Source organism: Novosphingobium chloroacetimidivorans (assembly GCF_014204535.1).
GTDB classification, from domain to species: domain Bacteria; phylum Pseudomonadota; class Alphaproteobacteria; order Sphingomonadales; family Sphingomonadaceae; genus Novosphingobium; species Novosphingobium chloroacetimidivorans.
On sequence record NZ_JACHLR010000015.1, the window covers coordinates 1 to 18,140 of the forward strand.

The window sequence follows — 18,140 nt, forward strand, 5'->3', positions numbered from 1 at the left end:
TCCGTCAAATCAAACCGCGCCATATCAATCCCCTTCTCGGAGAATGAATCAGATCGCCGCCCCTTTGGGAATCCTGTTTATGGGTATGTGACCTAGACCAGCGCGAACACGCGCCCGGCGAGCCAGCCCATCCCGATCGAGACCACGACCGCCATCAGTCCGTAAAGCAGTCCATACTGGTCCGAGAACGCCGCGATCGCGCGCTCCACGCCGATCTTGCGCACTTCGACCGTGCTGCTCGCCGACGCGACCACGCGCCCCTTGCTGACCGCGAACGTTTCGGCGGTATATGTACCGATGGGCACGCGCGACGGAAGGCCGATGCGCGCCTGGTAGAGCACTTGCTCGCTGACCTTCACCGCGCCTTCTTCCTGCCGGTAGAGACCGTTGCCCGAGTTCAGAGCGACGAGCCCGGACGCGAAACGGGCCTGCTCGTCCGGATCGATCGAGCCGATCGGCGAAAGCTGCAGCCACTTGAGGCCGAGCTCGTAGATCGCGGCCGTCTTGTCGTCCACGATCTGGTCGATCGGCCGGGTGGACGCTATCGCGTAATAGGACGGAGCGGAGCGCAGTTCGGCACTGTCGACGTTAATCCAGATCCCGGCGACCTTCTGCTTTTCGCGCACGACGATCGACTGGGTCGGCCCCTTGAGCACGACGATGATATCGTAGTCCTGCGCCGCGCGCGTGCCCTCGGGGTTGAGCACGGCGCCGAACAGCAGCAGTTCGGTCCCCGTGAAGCCCTGGCGCAGCAGGACTTCGTGCTGCGAGACTTCGGGCACCAGGATCGGGTCACGCGCGCCCCCCAGGACCAGCAGAAGCAGCAAGGCGAGGAGCGGCCTCAAAGCGGGGCCACCGTGTAGATCTCGTCCGGCCGATAACCAAGACCCAGCGCCATCCGCAGCGCCACCATGAGGACGATGACCGCGAGCAGCAGGCGCAGCTTCACGGGACTGGCCTTCTGCGCGAACTGCGCACCGATCTGCGCGCCGGTGACCGAACCGATCAGCAGCAAGGTGGCGAGCACGATGTCGACCGCCTTGGTGGTCAGCGCGTGCATCATCGTGGTCGCCATCGTCACGAACAGGATCTGGAACAGCGAGGTGCCGACGACGACGTTGGCGCTCATGCCCAGGATGTAAAGCATCGCGGGCACCAGCACGAAGCCACCGCCGATGCCCATCAGCATCGTCAGAATACCGGTCGCCACGCCCAGCAGCAGCGGCGCCAGCGGCGAGATGTAGAGGCCCGAGCGATAAAATCGCCAGCGCATCGGCAGGTTGGCGACGAGCGGATGGTGACGCCGCTTGCGCGCGGGCAAGGGAATGCCGGTGCGCTCGGCCCGCAGGGTCTGGATGCTCTCGCGCGCCATCAGCCCGCCGATCGAGCCGAGCAACACGACGTAGAGGATGTTGATGACCGTATCGATCTGGCCGAGCCGCTCCAGCAGGTTGAACAGCAATGCGCCGATGCCGGTGCCGATGATGCCGCCCGCCACCAGCACGCCGCCCATCTGGTAGTCCACCCCGCCCCGCCGCGAATGCGCGAAGGCACCCGAGACGCTCGCGCCGGTCACCTGGCTGGCGGCGGACGCGGCCGCGACGGTGGGCGGTATGCCGTAGAATATCATCAAGGGCGTGGTCAGGAACCCGCCGCCGACGCCGAACATGCCCGAAAGCAAGCCGGTCAGCAGCCCGAGGCCCACGATGATGAGCCCGTTGACCGACAGGTTGGCGATAGGCAGGTAAACGTCCACGACCCAGCGTCGCTAGCCTACCCATGTGGCCGAGGAAAGGCGCGTCGCAGCATCCGGCGTGGCTTTATACGCTTCGCGGCACGGCTTGGCCCGCGGCTGCCTGGTCCAAGGCTATCGCTCGGATCCCCTGCCCTCGCCCGCACCCGAGGTCGCCAGGTCGCGCTCGACATGGCCGAGCGAGGTCAGCCTAGAAGCCGGTCGCCACGGTCAGAGCCGGCCCGGAGTCGGGCTCCGCGTTGCCGGCCACGCGAAAGCGGTAGTCGAGGGCGACCCGGCCGAACATCTTGGACGTCAGCGGCATCGTCACCGTGGCGCCCGGTCCGGCGTCGAGGCGCGAGGCACCTTTCTGGATACCGCCCCAGGCACCACCGCCGACCCTCGCCTCGATGCGGCCGACTGTCAGCAGCGAGCGGTCGACCCGCACCTGACCGTCCGCGAAGGGGGTAGCGTAGCGTCCGCCGACGTAGCCTGCCTGACCATAGACTTCGGCCCGCAAGGCGCCAGGAAGCGCCAGTGGCGGCACCTCTGTCACTGCGAGCACGGCTGGCTGCACCCGGCGCGACCCGTTGGTATCGGTCACCCGGCCTTCGATGGCGGCGACGATCGGGATGGCGGGCAAGGGCCGCCCGGAGAAACCCAGCGCCGCCGATGTCTCTTGGATGGCACCGAGCGATGTCGTGGTGCGAGCGTAGACCGTCGGTCGGTGCGCGTCCTGGCGACTCAGGCGATAGCGAAAAACAGCGCCGGTCTGGCTCGCCCCATACGTCGCCGGCAGCGTGCCGGCGGCCGGGGCAAAGCCGTTGTCCTTGCGCAGCAGGGCCCAAAAGTCGCCTGACCAGCGGCTGCGCTCCCTCGTCAGCCGATCCATGCGCCCGCCCAGCAGCGTTCCCGGCTCGCCCAGGCGAGCGGGCGCTGCCGGGAGCGGCGAGGTGGCGAAGGTGCCGAACTGCTCCTCGCGACGGAATGCCGCGATCGGCCGATCCTGCGGGAAGCCGGGGTAGAAGCCGGAGCCATCGCTGGCCGCCAGAGTGGCTGATGATGGACGCACAGCTGATGCGTCCTGCATCGGTCCGGCCCCATAATAGACAGGCACGTACTGGACGCGGGGTGCGAACATCGTGGGCGGGGCGGCGTAGACTTGCAGCGGATAGGCCTGGCTCGGGTATGACAGCGGTCCCACGTAGTAGCCCGCGCCGCGGGGCTCGAGCCGGACATCGGCGGCCGCGGCCGTGGCGGTGCCGACGGTCAGCACTGCCTCGGGCAGGTTGAGCCCACCTTCCGAGAAGCTGGTGATCCTGGCGCCGGTCCAGCCGAGCAGCAGCGCACCGAGCACCACCAAGGGCTGTCCGCGCAGACGACGAGCGGACGCGTTCATGCCGCGGCCTGCAGCGTTGCGGGATGGTGGCTGTGCTCGGTCTTGTCCCAGACCACCGCCGCACCTCGCAGCGTGCGCATGTAGGACACGAGCGCGCGCCGGCCGGCCATGATTGCGATGATGTTGGCGACGAACATTCGCGGGATCGAACGCAGGCCCTCGGCCAGGCCGTATTCGCGCGCGGTGAAGGCCAGGCGCATGGCGATGCGCCAGAGCATGCTAGCGAGACACACCCAGAGCATGATCTGGAGCCCGGGGGATGTGCGAGCCGGCACCACTAGGCCTGCCAGCTTGGCGACGAACAGCACGCCGGTGAGGCAAAGCCACGCATAGGCCGCCGCGAGGACCACCGCCATCAACGGTCCGCGGCGGTCGCGCAACCGCATCCACACATCGACCGGACGCCGCGACCAGCCCAGGCGATCCCAGCCCTGCAAGGCGATGCCATGAATCCAACGCGTCTTCTGGCGCACCGCCGTCTCCAGCGTGGCCGGAAAATACGCGCGGGTTGCGACAAGCCTGCCGTCCGCATCGCGTTCCCGAAGGAAGCGCGAGCGACCGCCGCCGTGCGAGAACAGGAGGCCGAGTTCGTAATCCTCGGTCAGGCACTCGGATGCGAACGGGCCGTTGCCACCCTCCGCTTCGCGCGCGGTAGCGAGCGAGCCCAGTCGCTGGCGACCGAAGCCGCAGCCTACACCTGCCGCCGGAATCGGCGCGCCCAGGGCGTCGCGCACCACCAGCGTCTTGCCGTGCGCCTCGGCGAACTCGTCCGAGTAGTGCCCCGCGATCCAGGGCGAGCTTGGCTGCGGCTCGGGCAGAACCGGCAGTTGCACGAAGTCGGCATCGGCAAGGCCCGCAGCGATCACCGCGATGGCATCGGGGTGCACCATGTCCTCCGCATCGTGCATGACGACGCCGGCAAAGCGGCGACGCTCACGCGCTTCGTCGGCGCACATCGCGCGGTAGACGCGGTTCAGGCAGTCGGCCTTGGTGGTCGGGCCGGGCCGGTCGTGGATCACGATGCGCAGGCGCGGATCATCCCCGGCGCCCGCCATGGCCGCGGCGACGGTCGCCGGATCGTTGCCGTAGCAGCCGACATAGAGCCGCAAGTCGCGCTGCGGCCAGACACGCAGCGCATGGCCGATGGTATGGCCGATCACCTGCGACTCCTTCCAGGCCGCGATGAAGACCGCGATCGCGCGCGGGTCAGGCCGTGCAGCGCAGGGCTTTTCCGCCTGCTTGCGAAACAAGCGCAAGAACAACCAGACGCAATCGACGGCGAATTCGTCGAGGGCACCGAGCACGAACCAGAACGCTGCGAAATACAGCAGCTCCTGCTCCAGCAGCTGCACAATCGACAGCATCGTCCGCAACACGTCTTCAGGCATGGTCTGAACCCCCGAAGCGCATCGTACGAATACTGAGTGAGTCGTGCTATTTACAATTCTGTAACCACGTTTCAGGCGCGCTTACGTAACGCCCGCGGCTTGTCTTGCGGTCCGACGCTCGCGGCACGGGAACGTTACCCCGCTACCCAGCCAAGCCTATCGCCTCAGCCGGTAAACGCACACGCTCCACTTTGGATGAAGGGTCGCTTACCGGCCTGCCCCTCGCTCACCAGCTTCCGACGTTGGGCATGCTCGCCCAAGGCTCCCGCGCCGGCAGGCGGCCGTCCTGCAGCAGCTCTACCGAGATGCCATCGGGCGAGCGCACGAAGGCCATGTGCCCGTCCCGCGGGGGGCGGTTGATGGTGACGCCGGCATCCTGGAGGCGCTGGCACGTCTCGTAGATGTCGTCGACGCGATAGGCCAGATGGCCGAAGTTGCGGCCGCCGGTGTACTCCTCGGGATCCCAATTGTGCGTCAGCTCGACCTCAGCGACGCCCTCCTGGCCCGGTGCCGCCAGGAAGATGAGGGTGAAGCGCCCTGCTTCGTTGGAGACGCGGCGCACCTCCTGCAGTCCGATCAGCTCGAAAAAGCGGATGGTCGCATCGGGATCGCTCACGCGGATCATGGTGTGGAGGAATTGGGTCATGCGCAGCCTCGATCATCGGTTCTGGCGCGAGCGTGTGGCGCCCACGCGTGTCAAGCGGGGCAAGTGCCCGAACAAGCGCGGTTTCGCAAGGCGAGGCGCTCTTGCAACCTTTGGGAACACTGTTGCTTTTCGGGCACTTGTTCAGGATCAGGCCACGTCTTGCCCACTAAGGCGCGAGCGGATATGGTGCAGCGCAACACGATGAAAAGCTTACTTCGCAAGCTCACAGGCCGATCCGCGCAGCCACCTCGGCTCACCGCGCCCGCCGCGACGGCGCCTGGAACCCGGGTCTACGCGGTAGGCGACATTCACGGCCGGCTCGACTTGTTCGAGGAGATGATCCGCTCGATCGAGGCCGACGATGCCAGCCGCAAGCCGGCGCGCACCAGCGTCGTCCTGCTTGGCGACTTGATCGATCGCGGCCCGGACAGCGCCGGCGTCGTCGCCCGTGCCCGTGCCTGGGCCAAGGAGCGGGCGATCAAGCTCATCATGGGCAACCATGAGGAAATGTTCCTCGACAGCTTCAGCAAGCAAGGCATCCTGCGCAGCTTCATGCGGTTCGGCGGACGTGTGACCCTGCTGTCCTATGGCGTGCCACCGCGCGTGCTGGCCGAAGCGGATGGCGAGGAACTGCAGCGGATCATGGCGGACGCCGTCCCGCAGGAAGATCGCGATTTCATCGCCGGGTTCGAGAAGATGGTGCGGTTCGGCGATTACATCTTCGTCCATGCCGGCGTGCGCCCCGACATGCCGCTCGAACGCCAGACCGGACAGGATTGCCGCTGGATCCGCGAGCCGTTCCTCAGCCACGACGGCGATTTCGGCGGCATGATCGTGCACGGGCACACGGTGACCGAGCAGCCCGAACTGATGCACAACCGCATCGGCATCGACACCGGCGCGTTCATGAGCGGCAAGCTGACCGCGATCGGCCTCGAGGGCACCGAACGCTGGCTGATCCAGGCCTGCGAGCAGGAAAGCGGCAAGATCGCCTCGTTTGCGCAGGCAGCCTGAACGCATTTCGACGGCACCCGGTGAGATAAACGGTCTTACTCTCCGTTAAGCTTATCTTGTCGACTATCCCTTAGGCCCATGTCAGGAATTCTTGGTGTGGGTGATGCACGTCGATCTTCTGACACTTTACTGCCTTGCTGTCGGCACCCTCCTGCTAAGCGCCGCGATGACGCTGTGGGAGTGCCCGGCCCGGCCGAAGCGCTCGCGAGAGATGGGCGTGCTCGCCGGGGGCTACTGTGCCCTGGCGCTGGGCTGCGCGATCGCCACCGCCAGGGCCGCGCTCCCAGGGGCCTGGGGCGCCGCACTCAGCAACGTGACGATGCTCGGCGGCTATCTGCTGGTGCTGGACGGAGTGGCGGCCCTCGACGGAAGGCATCACCGACCGGCCAGCATCGGCCTCCTGGTCCTGTCCGCCTGTACCTGGGCCATCGGTGGCGCGGTTTGGCAAGCGCAAGTCTGGAACTACCTGAGCGCGCTGCCGATCGCCGTCGTCAGCGCCGCAACGGCCTGGGAAATGCGTCGCAACCGGTCCATGGGCACCATGCGCGCGCATCGCGTCGTCATCGCGGTGGCAGGCATCCACGCGCTGTTCTATCTTGCCCGATGCTTTGCCCTGCCCGTGCTGGCGGCCGCCTATGGCGCGCAGGCCGTGACGGTTGCGGGCAAGCTGACGATGTACGAAGGCGTGCTCTACTCGGTCGGACTGCCGATGGCGCTGCTGGCGTTGATCCGCGAGGAGGCGCATGCGCAGCTGCTGGAGGCGTCGCACACCGACTACCTGACCGGGCTCGGTAACCGGCGCTGGTTCTTCGAGCAGGGCGAGGCGTTGCTGTTTGACCAGCGAGGCGCCGCGGTGCTCGCCTTCGATCTCGATCACTTTAAAGCGATCAACGACCGGCATGGCCATGCCACCGGCGACCAGGTCCTCAGCCACTTCGCCGATGTCGTGCGATCCGTGGCCGGTGCCGACGCTCTGATTGCACGAATCGGCGGCGAGGAGTTCGCAGCCGTGCTGCCGGGCCATGATCGCCAGCAGGCGAGTCTCGTCGGCGAAGCGGTCGCGAGGCGATTCGCGGCCGTCGTGGTGCACGATGGGCATGACGAGCCTGTCAGCGCCACCGTGAGCATCGGCGTGGCCGAACTCGGCTGCGACGGCCTCGATCTCGGCTCGCTGCTCTCCGCAGCCGACCAGGCTCTATACCTGGCCAAGGCGCGGGGTCGCAACCGCATCGAATTCGCACCTTCCCCCATCTCCGCGGCTGCCTGACTCGGGCACTTGTCGCCATCCATTGCTCCCTGCGCAGGCGGGGGCCTGCTGCTTGTGAACGGGCGCGAGCCAACGAGGAACAAGCGGGGTTACCGCCTGCAGGGGGGGACGACTGGTAGGTCGCGGGACAAGTCGACCGCGGCGTAACTTGCGCCCATCCCTTCATCGTCGCACGGAATACGCCGGGGAGCCTGTAAGCCGGGTTCTGTCTTGCGGTCGGTATCCGTGGACCCAGCCCGCATGGGCAGCCATTCCTCTTACGCGGCGCATCGCTGCACCGCTCCAGCGACCAACCCGGGCTGTCGGGTCCGAAACAGACCCGCCTTTGGCCAGAAGCCTCGGCGCGCAGCCCCTATTCGGTCTTGCTCCGGGTGGGGTTTGCCATGCCGCTTGCCGTTACCGGAAGCGCGGTGCGCTCTTGCCGCACCCTTTCACCCTTACCTTGGCTTTGAAAAGCCTTGGCGGTCTGCTCTCTGTGGCACTTTCCCTAAGCTTCGCAGTTCCGAAGAACCACTCGCCCGGCGGGCGTTACCCGCCACCCTTGTTTCGTGGAGCCCGGACTTTCCTCGGCACCTCAAACGGGGTGACGCGGCTGCCCGGCTCCCCGGCGCGGGGGCTCACCTAGCACGACCGGTGTCGCGTTCCAACAGGAGCTCGAGCAGGATGCCGCCGATCTCCCCGTCGATCTCGCCATCGATGTACTCGGGCCGAAAGCGGCGCTGGAACGCGGCGACGGCGGCGCGGCCGTCGATGATGTCGTAGCCGAACCGCTCCAGCGCCAGGTAGAACGCACCGGGGTTGTCGTAGAACAGGTTCATCTTGGCCTTCGGGATCTCGAGCGCGAGGCCCAGTTCCCCCAGCCGTGCCCAGTCGAAGTACTCGCCCGGATCGACCTTGCGCGCTGGCGCCACGTCGGAGTGACCGACCACGTTGGCGCGCGGGATGTCGTGGCGGTCCATCATGTCGGCGAGCAGCGGCAGCAGCGCATCCATCTGCGGCTCGGGGAACGGGCGATAACCGAACTCGTGCCCCGGATTGACCAGCTCGATGCCGATGCTGGCCGAATTGATGTCGGTCACCCCGCGCCAGTATGACTTGCCCGCATGCCAGGCACGCTTGTCCTCGGGCACGAGGTTGATGACGGTGCCATCCTCCTCGATCATGTAGTGGGCCGAGACTTGCGAGGATGGATCGCACAGCCGCGCCAGGGCTTCACCCGAGGTGCGCATGCCGGTGTAATGCAGCACCACCATGCTGATCGGCAGCAGCCGATCGTTGAAGTTGGGCGAGGCGATGACCTTGTTGACCAGCCAGCGGTTCATTGGTGCGCCCCAGCCTCCCCTCGCTCGCCGCCGAACCCGTCAGGCCGCGTCCGGCAGCATCGCGCCCAGCACCAGCGCGTCGTCGCCCAGCATGTACTGCAATTGCCCGCCCACCGTCCCGGCCAGCGCGGCCAGCATTGCCGATGGCGCGGTGCGGCTGGACAAGTCGGATGCGGGCAGCTGCGCTTCGAGAGCACGACCGATGTCCCGGTCGAACGCGATGCGCGGACCTTCGGCACGCACCACGATCTCGCTGGCGCCCTCCCGCTGCTCCGCCGCGAGGGAGAGCACTCCGCCGCGCGGCAGCGCCTCCATGCCGATCAGCGCGAAGTTCAGCAGCGTCTTGATCGCAGGCTTGGGCAGGGCGTCGCTGCCGAACGCCCATTCGACGGTGATGCGCGGGTTGTTGGCGACCAGCGCGTCGACGAGCACGCGCGCCTCGTTCACCGGCACCAGTTCTCCGAACCCGCCCGCCGCGCCGAACGCGAGGCGGAAGAACTTGAGCTTGTCGGCCGAGATCCGCGCGCTTTGCTCCAGCAGCTCGAAGCAGCGCTGGCGCATCTCGGGGTCCTTTTCGTCCGCGAGCAGTTCGAGCCCATTGCTCAGCGCACCCACGGGGCTCAGCATGTCATGGCACAGGCGCGAGCAAAGCAGGCTGGCAAGGTCGAGCGCACTGGTGGTCATGGGATCGATTATCCGTTTCTTTGGCCGTTGTTCGTCTCGGCGCCGAGAGGCCGCCGGCGCTCTAGCCTTCGACAACCTGACAGGAAAGTGGCGTAAATCCATTCCCGCTATCGCGCCAGAATGCAACCTTGCCACCTCCGACTATGGCCCAGACGCGCAAATCGCCGGTGGAATGTTCGCAGTCGGTGGCCGAGGGCACCGGGTGGCCGCTGGGGTGCGAGTGGTAGTAGCCCAGCACTTGCGCCCCGCCGGCTCGTTCGGCCTTGTGCGCGGCAAACAGCGTCACCGGATCGATCTCGAAGCGGACCAGCGGTTCGGTCGAGACGTTGGCGGCAGGCAGCGCCTCGTCGATCCGCTCGCCCTTTCCCAGCAGCACGCCGCAGCACTCCTGCGGAGCCGCACGCGCCGCTTCCTCCAGCAGTGTGGCCATCGCGCCACTTGTCACTTCCAGTGCCATGCCCACGTACTAAGCATGCCAGGGGGGTCGCTGCACATCGAATTCACGCGCTGTGTCGCGCGATTTTCCGGTTCACGCGGAGGCGCGGAGACGCGGAGAAGTGGCAGGACGGTATTCGCGCAGAGACGCCGGGGCACCGGCCAACAGGCTTCGGCCGCCCGGCCGCTACTCTGCATCTCCACCCCTCCGTGTGAATTCCCTTCGGGTACGAGAGGCTGATGACGAACGCTCCTCTCACCGGAATTACAGGGCCAGAACAGGCCCGTCTCGACAAGGCGCTCGCCGAAGCTACCGATCTCTCACGCGAGAGGGTGAAGGCGCTGCTCGCAGAAGGCCGCGTGACGCTCGCCGGTGTCGTCGTCACCCAGGCATCACTGAAAGTCGCGCCGGGTACACCCTTCGCCATCGACGTCCCCGCGGCCGCGCCGGCCGAGGCCGAGGCCCAGGACATCCCACTGGTCATCGCCTACGAGGACGAGCACCTCATCGTCATCGACAAGCCCGCCGGGCTCGTCGTCCACCCGGCTGCCGGCAACCTCGACGGGACACTGGTCAACGCCTTGCTGCATCATTGCCGCGGGCAACTCTCTGGAATCGGCGGCGTAGCGCGGCCCGGCATCGTCCATCGTATCGACAAGGACACCTCGGGCCTGCTCATCGCCGCCAAGACCGACGTTGCCCATGAGGGACTCGCGCGGCAGTTCGCCGACCATTCCATCGTACGCGCTTACCGGGCTGTCGTGTCGGGTCACCCTCGCCAGCCGGCTGGCCGTATCGAAGGAGCGATCGCCCGATCGAGCACCAACCGCAAGAAGATGGCGCTGGTCGAGGACGGTCGCGGCAAGCATGCCGTCACTCACTACAAGGTTGTAAAACCACTGAAATTTGCCGCCTTGGTAGAGTGTCGCCTGGAAACCGGACGCACGCATCAGGTGCGCGTTCACATGGCGTCAATCGGTCATCCGCTATTGGGAGATCCGACTTATGGACGCACACCAGCCCAGCTGCGGCCGCTTCTCCAACGGCTCGAATTCCACCGCCAAGCGCTTCATGCTGCGGAACTCGGCTTCGTCCATCCCGTTAAAGGAGAAACGGTCCACCTCGTCAGCCAGTTACCGGAAGATATGGTAACTCTGATCGGGGGATTGCAAGACTGAAATCGGATATGTGTGCTATACTGCACAGGTGGCCCCAAGTTAAGACGCCGGCATGGGTCTTCGACCGTGGGCCGACACAGAAAGGACGGATCACGTGACTAAGGAACGCAATCTGCCAGCCGTTCCCTCACTCGGGGGCGAGCAGAGCCTCAACCGCTATCTCTCCGAGATCAAGAAGTTCCCGGTGCTGGCGCCAGAGCAGGAATACATGCTCGCGCAGCGCTACCGTGAACATGAGGATCGCGAGGCGGCGGCGCAACTGGTGACCAGCCATCTTCGCCTCGTAGCCAAGATCGCCATGGGCTATCGCGGCTACGGCCTGCCGGTGTCCGAGCTGATCTCCGAAGGCAACATCGGCCTGATGCAAGGCGTCAAGAAGTTCGAGCCGGAGCGCGGCTTCCGCCTTGCGACCTACGCGATGTGGTGGATCAAGGCCTCGATCCAGGAGTACATCCTGCGCTCGTGGAGCCTCGTCAAGATGGGCACCACTGCCGCGCAGAAGAAGCTGTTCTTCAACCTGCGCCGCATGAAGAAGAACCTGGATGCCTACGAGGATTCGGACCTGCATCCCGAGCACGTGGCGGCCATCGCGACCAAGCTCGGCGTGTCCGAGACCGAAGTGGTCAACATGAACCGCCGCATGATGATGGGTGGCGACGCTTCGCTCAACGTCTCGCTGCGCGAGGAAGGCGAAGGCCAGTGGATGGACATCCTGCAGGACGACAATCCGCTGCAGGACGAGATCGTGGCCGAGGCCGAGGAGAAGACCGTGCGTCATGACCTGCTGGTCGAGGCCATGGACTCGCTCAACGAGCGTGAGCGCGACATCCTGACCGAGCGTCGTCTGACCGACGACCCGAAGACGCTCGAGGAGCTGAGCCAAGTCTATCACGTCAGCCGCGAGCGCGTGCGCCAGATCGAGGTGCGCGCCTTCGAGAAGCTGCAGAAGGCAATGAACCGCATCGCTACCGACAAGCGCCTGCTGCCTGCTCTGGGATGATGCCGGCGATCTGAGACTCAGACCATGATGCGCTAAGAGGGTCGTCCGCAAGGGCGGCCCTCTTTCGTTGTGCTTGCCCTCACCGCCGGTCGCGGCACGCTGCCGTGATCCCAGCGGAGCACCGGCATCACAAGCACATGACCGCCGTCGGAGGCTCCCCGCACCGCAGCCGGGCTTGGCGCGCGTATGCCCATGCTGCAGGAGCGCTTGAGTCAGCGTCTGCAGCACCTGTCACGGCACCTCAGCGATGCGCGCTGTCCCGAAGGCGAGTTCACCGCAGGCGACGTGCTGATGGCATTTGCGCCGCCGGGGTCGGGGCATTTTGGACGGCCACCCTAATCTCATCGACTGTCATGCTCGCGCCGATCAGAGGCGGGCCTACAACTGCGCCTAATCCGCGCAACGCGCCATGTACTAGAGTAACCAAGGCAATCGTTAACGCACTCCCACTGCGAAATGCATCCATCGCTCACAAGCATCGCTCGGTCGCATGACAGGAACAAAGACCATCGCTGAAGCGTCGCTCCTACAACAGCCAAGCACACGAACAATGGAGAGATACTAATGCGTAAGATGCTTCTTCTCGCCGCCGCGGCCATCATGGTTCCGGGAGCCGTGAGCGCACAGTCTAACGTCAACGATCCAGCCGCAAACCAGCCCAATTCGTCGACAACGACGAATGCGCAATCCGGAATGGGCGACACCGCCAATCCGATGGCCAGCGATACCAGTGCACAACCGAGCGGCGCCATGGACAACAGCGCGTCCAGCTCGACCGCGGGCAGCGCCATGAGCTCCAGCATGGATAGCGCCGCACCCTCGACCAGCGCCGCGGATGCCGGCATGTCGACCGACAGCGCCACCAGCGGCACCGCGGCGACCCCCTCGTCCGACATGAGCGGCACCGCCTCCGCCGATGCGACCTCGCCCAGCGCGTCGATGAACAAGTCCTACCCCACTTGCACGCGCACGCTGCGTGACTCGTGCCGGAACCCCGGCGGCAAGTGAGCCGCTGACGCCGACTGAGTGAGGTCGGGAGCAGGAGCGGGCAGCGCGCGGCGCCGCCCGCTCTTTGCTTATGCGCGGAAGGTCAGCTGCGCTCGCCGCTGACCTTTGCCGTCCCGAACATACCCATCTTGCACTTGCCGGTGATCGCATCACCCGCAAGTTGCAGGTCGTACTTCAGCGTGATCTTCATCGGCTTTTCGACGGCCAGATTGAACTTGGCGTTGCCGTCGCTCCAGGTGCCGCCGGAGAAGTCCTGCCGCCCCTCAGGCGCTTCGAGGTAACCCGATAGCGCTCCGCCCTCCACGTCGAAGTGCGCCTTCATCGCCTGCGGACCCATCGGCGTCTTGAGCACCATGTTCCAGTCACCCGCGATCGTCGCGTCCTGAGCTGGATGCACCCCGCCCGGCAGCACGACAGCGTCGACCGGCGGAACCTGTCCGCTGGTTGGATCGGGGGCCGGTACATCGGCCATCTGGGCAACCTCGACAGCGGTGCCATGTCGGTGCGCGCGGGTGCCTGAGACATCGCGCTGCTCGATGACGTCGAGAATGCGCGCCGGTGTCAGCGGCAGCACCAGTTCCTCGATCTCTCCGAACGGGCTGAGCGCATCGGCAATGGCGTTGACCAGCGTAGGCGGGCCGATGATCGCGCCGCCCTCACCCACGCCGCGCATGCCGCCGATCGTCTTCGACGGCGTATTGGCGTGGACGTACTCGAACACCGGCACGTCGGTGATCGCGGGCAGCAGGTAGTCCTTGAACGTGGCGGCAGTCGGGTTGCCCCGCGCGTCGTACGGCATGTCCTCCAGCAGGACCATGCCGATCGCCTGTGCGAGCCCGCCGGCAACCTGGCCCTCGACCACCGCGGGGTTGATCACGGTCCCGCAGTCTTCCGAGGCGATCCAGCGCAGGATCTTTACGAAACCGGTCTCGGCATCGACTTCGACCACGCAGGCATGCGCGGCGCTGGTCATCGTCATCGGCGGCGGCTGGTAGCGGAACTGCACCTCCAGGCCGGCTTCGAACTCGGGCGGCAGGCGGTGGGGCTCGCCGTAGGCGATGTTCGCCAGCTCCCCGATCGGCCGCGACATTTCGGGCGCGCCGGCGACATGCACCATGCCTTCCTCGATCGACACGCTTTCCACCGACGCATTGTAGAGGTGCGCGGCAAGCGTCTTGACCTTGTCCGCCAGCATCTCGGACGCGCGGATCGCCGCGCCGCCGCCGATCACGCCTTGGCGGCTGCCCGCCGCACCCGGGCCGAAGCCGCCACGGGTGTTGTCGCCCTCGTAGACGGTAACGTCCTCGTAGCGCACGCCAAGGCGGTCGGCGATGCACTGCGCCATCGTCGTCGCCGTGCCGTGCCCTTGCGAGTGCGTCGACATCGTCGCGGTGACTTTGCCGGTCGGCTCGATCCGTACTTGCGCGAGTTCGCCCGTCATCGGCGCCATCGATCCGGCCGATCCGGTCGGTTCGATATAAGCAGCGATGCCAAGCCCCAGGTACCGGCCTTGCTGACGTGCCTCCGCCTGCTCTCGGCGAAAGGCGGGCACGTCGAAGTGCTGGATCAGCTTGTCGAGGCACTCGCCCGGCGTGATGTCATCCACCGGGATGCCCATGCTTGATGTCGACGGCTGATCGCTCAGATAGACAAGGTTGCGCCGCCGCAGCTCGATCGGATCGATGCCGATCTTGCGCGCCGCCTTGTCGAGCAGCGTCTCGCGCACCAGCGACTCCATCGCCCACGGCCCGCGATAGGCAGCAAGCCCGTTGGTGTTGGTGTACCAGCCGCGCGAGAGGAAGCTGTAGGCCGGCATCTTGTACGCCGGCCACATGAACATGTGCACGGCGATGTTGGCGTCGGCGCCCTGCGGATAGGCGCCATTGTTGCAATCATAGATGCTGTGCGCGCCCAGCAGCCGTCCCTCGTCGTCGAAGGCGACGTCCAGCTTGATCTCCTGCTCGCGTGCCTGCGGCGAGGCGGTCAGCGCCTCGTAGCGGTCCTCGGTCCACTTCAGCGGACGCGGGAACAGCATGGCCGCGCAGACCACCGCGCACTCCTCCTTCCACGGCGTATTCTTGAGGCCGAACGAGCCGCCCACGTCCTTCGCGATCACCCGGATCGCGCCCTCGGGCAGGCCGAGCGCGGTGCTGAACCAGCGCGCGATGTTGTGCGGGCTCTGGCACGTGATGTAGAGCGTCAGCTCTTCCGGCCCCTCGCGCGTGGCGAGCACCGCGCGGTTCTCCATCGGCGCCTGCGAGATGCGCTGGTGGATCACCGTCTGCGTGATTAGGTGCGCGGCGCCCTCCAGCGTGGCCGCAAGCTGCTCGGGTACTTCGTCGTCGCCCATCTCGACCGAGACGTTGCTGTCGGTGTCGGGGTGGATCGGCTCGCCTGTCATGGCCTGGGCGATGGTGACGACCGGCTCCAGCTCCTCGTACTCCACGGCGATCAGCGCCGCCGCATCCTCGGCGATTGCGCGGGTCTCGGCGATGACCAGTGCCAGCGGGTCGCCCACGTACTGCACGTAGCCGTCCGCCAGGGGGGTAATTGGCACCTCCGATGGCGTGAAGAAGAAGCTCATCATCGTGAGCGGCTGCCTGGCGATATCCTTGGCCAGCATCATCGCGTGGACGCCGGGTATGTCGAGCGCGGCACTGGTGTCGATCGACACGATGTTGCCGCGCGCAATCTGGCTGCGCGCGAAGGCGACGTGCAGCGTGCCGGGCAAAGTCACGTCGTCAGTGTACTGGCCACGACCGGTCAGTAGCCGCGCATCCTCCTTGCGGGGCACGCGCTTGCCGATCCAGCGCGCCGCCCCAATCCCGTGGGCCTGGGGATCCGCCTCGCTCATGCCGCGCCTCCTTCGACCAGGATCTTCGCCGCCTTGCGGATGCCCTGGTAGCCGGTGCAGCGGCAGATGTGCCCCGACATCGCGGCGATCAGCTCGTCCTCGGTCGGCTTGCAGTCCTCGGCGGTGAGCGCGGCGAAGGTCATCACCACGCCCGGCGTGCAGAAGCCGCATTGCAGCCCGTGCGAATCGCGCATCGCCTGCTGGACAGGGTGCAGAGTGCCCTCGGGATCGGCCAGGCCCTCCACCGTCGTCACCTCCGAACCGTCCGCCTGCACGGCCAACACCAGGCACGAGCGCACGGCGCGCCCGTCGACCACGACGGTGCAGGCTCCGCACACGCCATGCTCGCAGCCCAGGTGCACGCCGGTGTAGCCCGCATCCATGCGCAGGAAATCGCCCAGCGAGGTGCGCGCTTCGACCGTGCCGGTCTGGCGGCGGCCGTTGATGGTCATCGAGATCGAGTGGTCGCTCATGCGGGTTCTCGCAAGCTGAGGGCCTCGCGCAAGGTCCTGGCGAAAGTGCGCCGGCCGACGGTGCGGCGGTATTCGGCGCTGGCGTGATGGTCGTCGAAGGGCGCGGTGTCGGCGATGGCAGTGGCGGCGAGCGCATCGGGGTCGAGATCGTCGAGACTCTTGCCGACCAGCGCCGCTTCGAGCTGAACCATCGCCACCGGCGTCGGGCCCATTCCGAACCACGCGAGACCGGCGCGGCCAACCGTGCCGCTCTCCACCACCGCAGCGCCCACCATGCCGACAAGCGCGAAGTCGCCCGGACGTTGCGCCACCTCGCGGAACAGCACGTGGTGACTCTCCGGCCAGTCGGGATAGACGATGCCGGTGACCAGTTCGTCGGGCTCCAGCACGGTCATGTAGGGACCGACATAGAACTCGCGCGCTGGAACACGCCGAGTGCCCCGCACGGAGGCGATCTCGATCGTGGCGCCCAATGCCACCGCGGTCGCCGGCATCTCCGCCGCAGGTTCACCCAGCGCGATCGAACCCCCGACGGTGCCACGGTTGCGCGTCTGGTGATGGCCCACATGGCTCAGCGCCTTGACGAAGGCAGGCAGGTGCCGCGCCAGGATCGTGTCCTGAAGCGCATCGGCCTGCCTTGTCGCCGGGCCGATGCGTGTGCCACCATCAATGCGGGTGACCCCCGAGAACCCTTCGATGCCGTTGATGTCGACCAGGATGAAGGGCTGGCTCATGCGCAAGTTCAGCAGCGGCATCAGCGTCTGGCCACCGGCGATCACGGTGGCGCCGCCGCCAGCCTCGGCGAGCACGCGCAAGGCCTCCTCGATCGTGCGCGGGGCGACGTAGTCAAACGGTGCGGGCTTCACGTGCGCCCTCCCCGCCGACCCGCTTCGTAGCCTGCCGCCGCAGCCAGGATCACCAACACCGCAACGGCGAGCGCGACGACGCCGTGGTAGTGGCTCCGCCCCAGCATGAAACCAGTGAGCACGGCCAGCACGAGCGCCACCACCCACGGCCAGAGCGGCGCCGGGCTCACCACCGACGAAGCCGCTGCGACAGGAGCGGACGGAGCCATGGTCGGAACCGGTCCGAGAGGCGCCGCAGCCGGAACCACCGCCTCGCCATGCTCCGGCGTTGCGGCTGCAGGCTCGCTGCCCCCCGCCACCACTTCGCCGAACTTGGCGAAGAACTTGCCCGCCAGGTTCTTGGCCGTCGCGTCAATGATCGGGCCGCCGAGCTGCGCCATGCGTCCGCCAACTTCGGCATCGACATCGTAGGACACCAGCGTACCGCCGCCCGGCGCGTCGGACAGGCGCACGCGCGCACCGCCCTTGGCCGAGCCGGCGATCCCGCCATTGCCCGAACCCGTGATCGTGTAGCCGTTCGGTGCGTCCAAGTCGGACAGCGCGACATTGCCTTTGAAGCGCGCGCCGATCGGCCCGATCTTGACTTCGGCGACGGCCACGAAGCGGTTCTCGCCATCGCGCTCCAGGCTTTGGCACCCCGGAATGCACTGCGCCAGCACGGCGGGATCGTTGAGCGCCTTCCACACTTCGTGTCGGTCCGCGGCTATTAGCTGCTCACCCGTCATGCGCATTGGCTACTCTCCCATCGGCAGGCCACGCTTGCACGACCCAGCGATCCACACTGGCTCATTTCATCGCGCGAGTGCGTCGCTAATGCAAGCCCGCAGCGGAAGAGGGATGCGCGATCGTCGGTGCGTTAGGACCCTGAACCAG

Annotated in this window: 17 protein-coding genes and 1 other RNA gene; 5 read left to right on the forward strand and 13 right to left on the reverse strand. The window is 66.6% G+C overall.

Annotated features, from left to right (window positions below; genetic code table 11):
- Positions 1 to 92: 92 nt before the first annotated feature.
- The 5 genes from HNO88_RS15695 to HNO88_RS15715 all read right to left on the reverse strand — a co-directional run bounded on the left by HNO88_RS15695 (position 93) and on the right by HNO88_RS15715 (position 5,165).
- Positions 93 to 845 carry a TIGR02186 family protein gene (locus HNO88_RS15695; protein ID WP_184247603.1) on the reverse strand — a complete coding sequence of 251 codons (753 nt, stop codon included), beginning with the start codon at positions 843 to 845 and terminating at the stop codon, positions 93 to 95.
- Positions 842 to 1,756, reverse strand: a complete 915-nt coding sequence (locus tag HNO88_RS15700) for a sulfite exporter TauE/SafE family protein (protein WP_184247605.1) — start codon at positions 1,754 to 1,756, stop codon at positions 842 to 844. The genes HNO88_RS15695 and HNO88_RS15700 overlap by 4 nt, the downstream gene beginning before the upstream one ends.
- A 187-nt stretch (positions 1,757 to 1,943) precedes the next feature.
- The gene (locus HNO88_RS15705; RefSeq protein ID WP_184247607.1) at positions 1,944 to 3,131 is read right to left on the reverse strand and encodes a hypothetical protein; all 1,188 of its coding nucleotides are present in this window, start codon (positions 3,129 to 3,131) and stop codon (positions 1,944 to 1,946) included.
- Complete coding sequence (locus HNO88_RS15710; protein ID WP_184247609.1) at positions 3,128 to 4,519, reverse strand: glycosyl transferase family protein; 1,392 nt, start codon at positions 4,517 to 4,519, stop codon at positions 3,128 to 3,130. Before HNO88_RS15710 ends, HNO88_RS15705 begins: the two co-directional genes overlap by 4 nt.
- A 226-nt stretch (positions 4,520 to 4,745) precedes the next feature.
- A complete protein-coding gene (locus HNO88_RS15715) occupies positions 4,746 to 5,165 on the reverse strand; it encodes a VOC family protein (RefSeq protein ID WP_184247612.1) in 420 nt (139 codons plus the stop codon).
- 201 nt (positions 5,166 to 5,366) lie between these two features.
- On the opposite strand from HNO88_RS15715, the gene HNO88_RS15720 reads away from it, so the two are divergent.
- Both HNO88_RS15720 and HNO88_RS15725 read left to right on the forward strand, forming a co-directional pair.
- Positions 5,367 to 6,179, forward strand: a complete 813-nt coding sequence (locus HNO88_RS15720) for a metallophosphoesterase family protein (protein ID WP_184247615.1) — start codon at positions 5,367 to 5,369, stop codon at positions 6,177 to 6,179.
- 103 nt (positions 6,180 to 6,282) lie between these two features.
- The gene (locus HNO88_RS15725; RefSeq protein ID WP_184247618.1) at positions 6,283 to 7,446 is read left to right on the forward strand and encodes a GGDEF domain-containing protein; all 1,164 of its coding nucleotides are present in this window, start codon (positions 6,283 to 6,285) and stop codon (positions 7,444 to 7,446) included.
- A gap of 178 nt (positions 7,447 to 7,624) precedes the next feature.
- On the opposite strand, the gene rnpB is transcribed toward HNO88_RS15725, so the two are convergent.
- The 4 genes from rnpB to HNO88_RS15745 all read right to left on the reverse strand — a co-directional run bounded on the left by rnpB (position 7,625) and on the right by HNO88_RS15745 (position 9,909).
- Positions 7,625 to 8,054: RNase P RNA component class A (gene rnpB / locus HNO88_RS15730), an RNA gene on the reverse strand.
- 9 nt (positions 8,055 to 8,063) lie between these two features.
- Positions 8,064 to 8,768, reverse strand: coding sequence for an N-acetylmuramoyl-L-alanine amidase (locus HNO88_RS15735; protein ID WP_184247621.1), 705 nt, complete (start codon positions 8,766 to 8,768; stop codon positions 8,064 to 8,066).
- A gap of 39 nt (positions 8,769 to 8,807) precedes the next feature.
- Positions 8,808 to 9,452, reverse strand: coding sequence for a histidine phosphotransferase family protein (locus HNO88_RS15740; RefSeq protein WP_184247625.1), 645 nt, complete (start codon positions 9,450 to 9,452; stop codon positions 8,808 to 8,810).
- Between the two features lie 61 nt (positions 9,453 to 9,513).
- Entirely contained in the window at positions 9,514 to 9,909 is a 396-nt protein-coding gene (locus HNO88_RS15745; protein ID WP_184247629.1) for a M67 family metallopeptidase, read from the reverse strand.
- Positions 9,910 to 10,127: 218 nt separating this feature from the next.
- Between HNO88_RS15745 and HNO88_RS15750 the strand changes: the two genes are divergently transcribed.
- From HNO88_RS15750 to HNO88_RS15760, 3 genes are all read left to right on the forward strand, one after another.
- The gene (locus HNO88_RS15750) at positions 10,128 to 11,066 is read left to right on the forward strand and encodes an RluA family pseudouridine synthase (RefSeq protein WP_184247633.1); all 939 of its coding nucleotides are present in this window, start codon (positions 10,128 to 10,130) and stop codon (positions 11,064 to 11,066) included.
- A 94-nt stretch (positions 11,067 to 11,160) separates the two neighbouring features.
- Positions 11,161 to 12,066, forward strand: a complete 906-nt coding sequence (gene rpoH, locus HNO88_RS15755) for an RNA polymerase sigma factor RpoH (RefSeq protein ID WP_184247636.1) — start codon at positions 11,161 to 11,163, stop codon at positions 12,064 to 12,066.
- A gap of 564 nt (positions 12,067 to 12,630) precedes the next feature.
- A complete protein-coding gene (locus HNO88_RS15760; protein WP_184247907.1) occupies positions 12,631 to 13,074 on the forward strand; it encodes a hypothetical protein in 444 nt (147 codons plus the stop codon).
- A gap of 82 nt (positions 13,075 to 13,156) precedes the next feature.
- On the opposite strand, the gene HNO88_RS15765 is transcribed toward HNO88_RS15760, so the two are convergent.
- Genes HNO88_RS15765 through HNO88_RS15780 form a run of 4 tightly spaced genes read right to left on the reverse strand, consistent with a single transcriptional unit; the run spans position 13,157 to position 17,998 of the window.
- Complete coding sequence (locus tag HNO88_RS15765; RefSeq protein WP_184247639.1) at positions 13,157 to 15,928, reverse strand: xanthine dehydrogenase family protein molybdopterin-binding subunit; 2,772 nt, start codon at positions 15,926 to 15,928, stop codon at positions 13,157 to 13,159.
- Positions 15,925 to 16,401 carry a (2Fe-2S)-binding protein gene (locus HNO88_RS15770; protein ID WP_184247642.1) on the reverse strand — a complete coding sequence of 159 codons (477 nt, stop codon included), beginning with the start codon at positions 16,399 to 16,401 and terminating at the stop codon, positions 15,925 to 15,927. Before HNO88_RS15770 ends, HNO88_RS15765 begins: the two co-directional genes overlap by 4 nt.
- Positions 16,398 to 17,267 carry an FAD binding domain-containing protein gene (locus HNO88_RS22870; RefSeq protein WP_184247645.1) on the reverse strand — a complete coding sequence of 290 codons (870 nt, stop codon included), beginning with the start codon at positions 17,265 to 17,267 and terminating at the stop codon, positions 16,398 to 16,400. Before HNO88_RS22870 ends, HNO88_RS15770 begins: the two co-directional genes overlap by 4 nt.
- A complete protein-coding gene (locus HNO88_RS15780; RefSeq protein ID WP_184247648.1) occupies positions 17,264 to 17,998 on the reverse strand; it encodes an SRPBCC family protein in 735 nt (244 codons plus the stop codon). Before HNO88_RS15780 ends, HNO88_RS22870 begins: the two co-directional genes overlap by 4 nt.
- Positions 17,999 to 18,140: the final 142 nt, after the last annotated feature.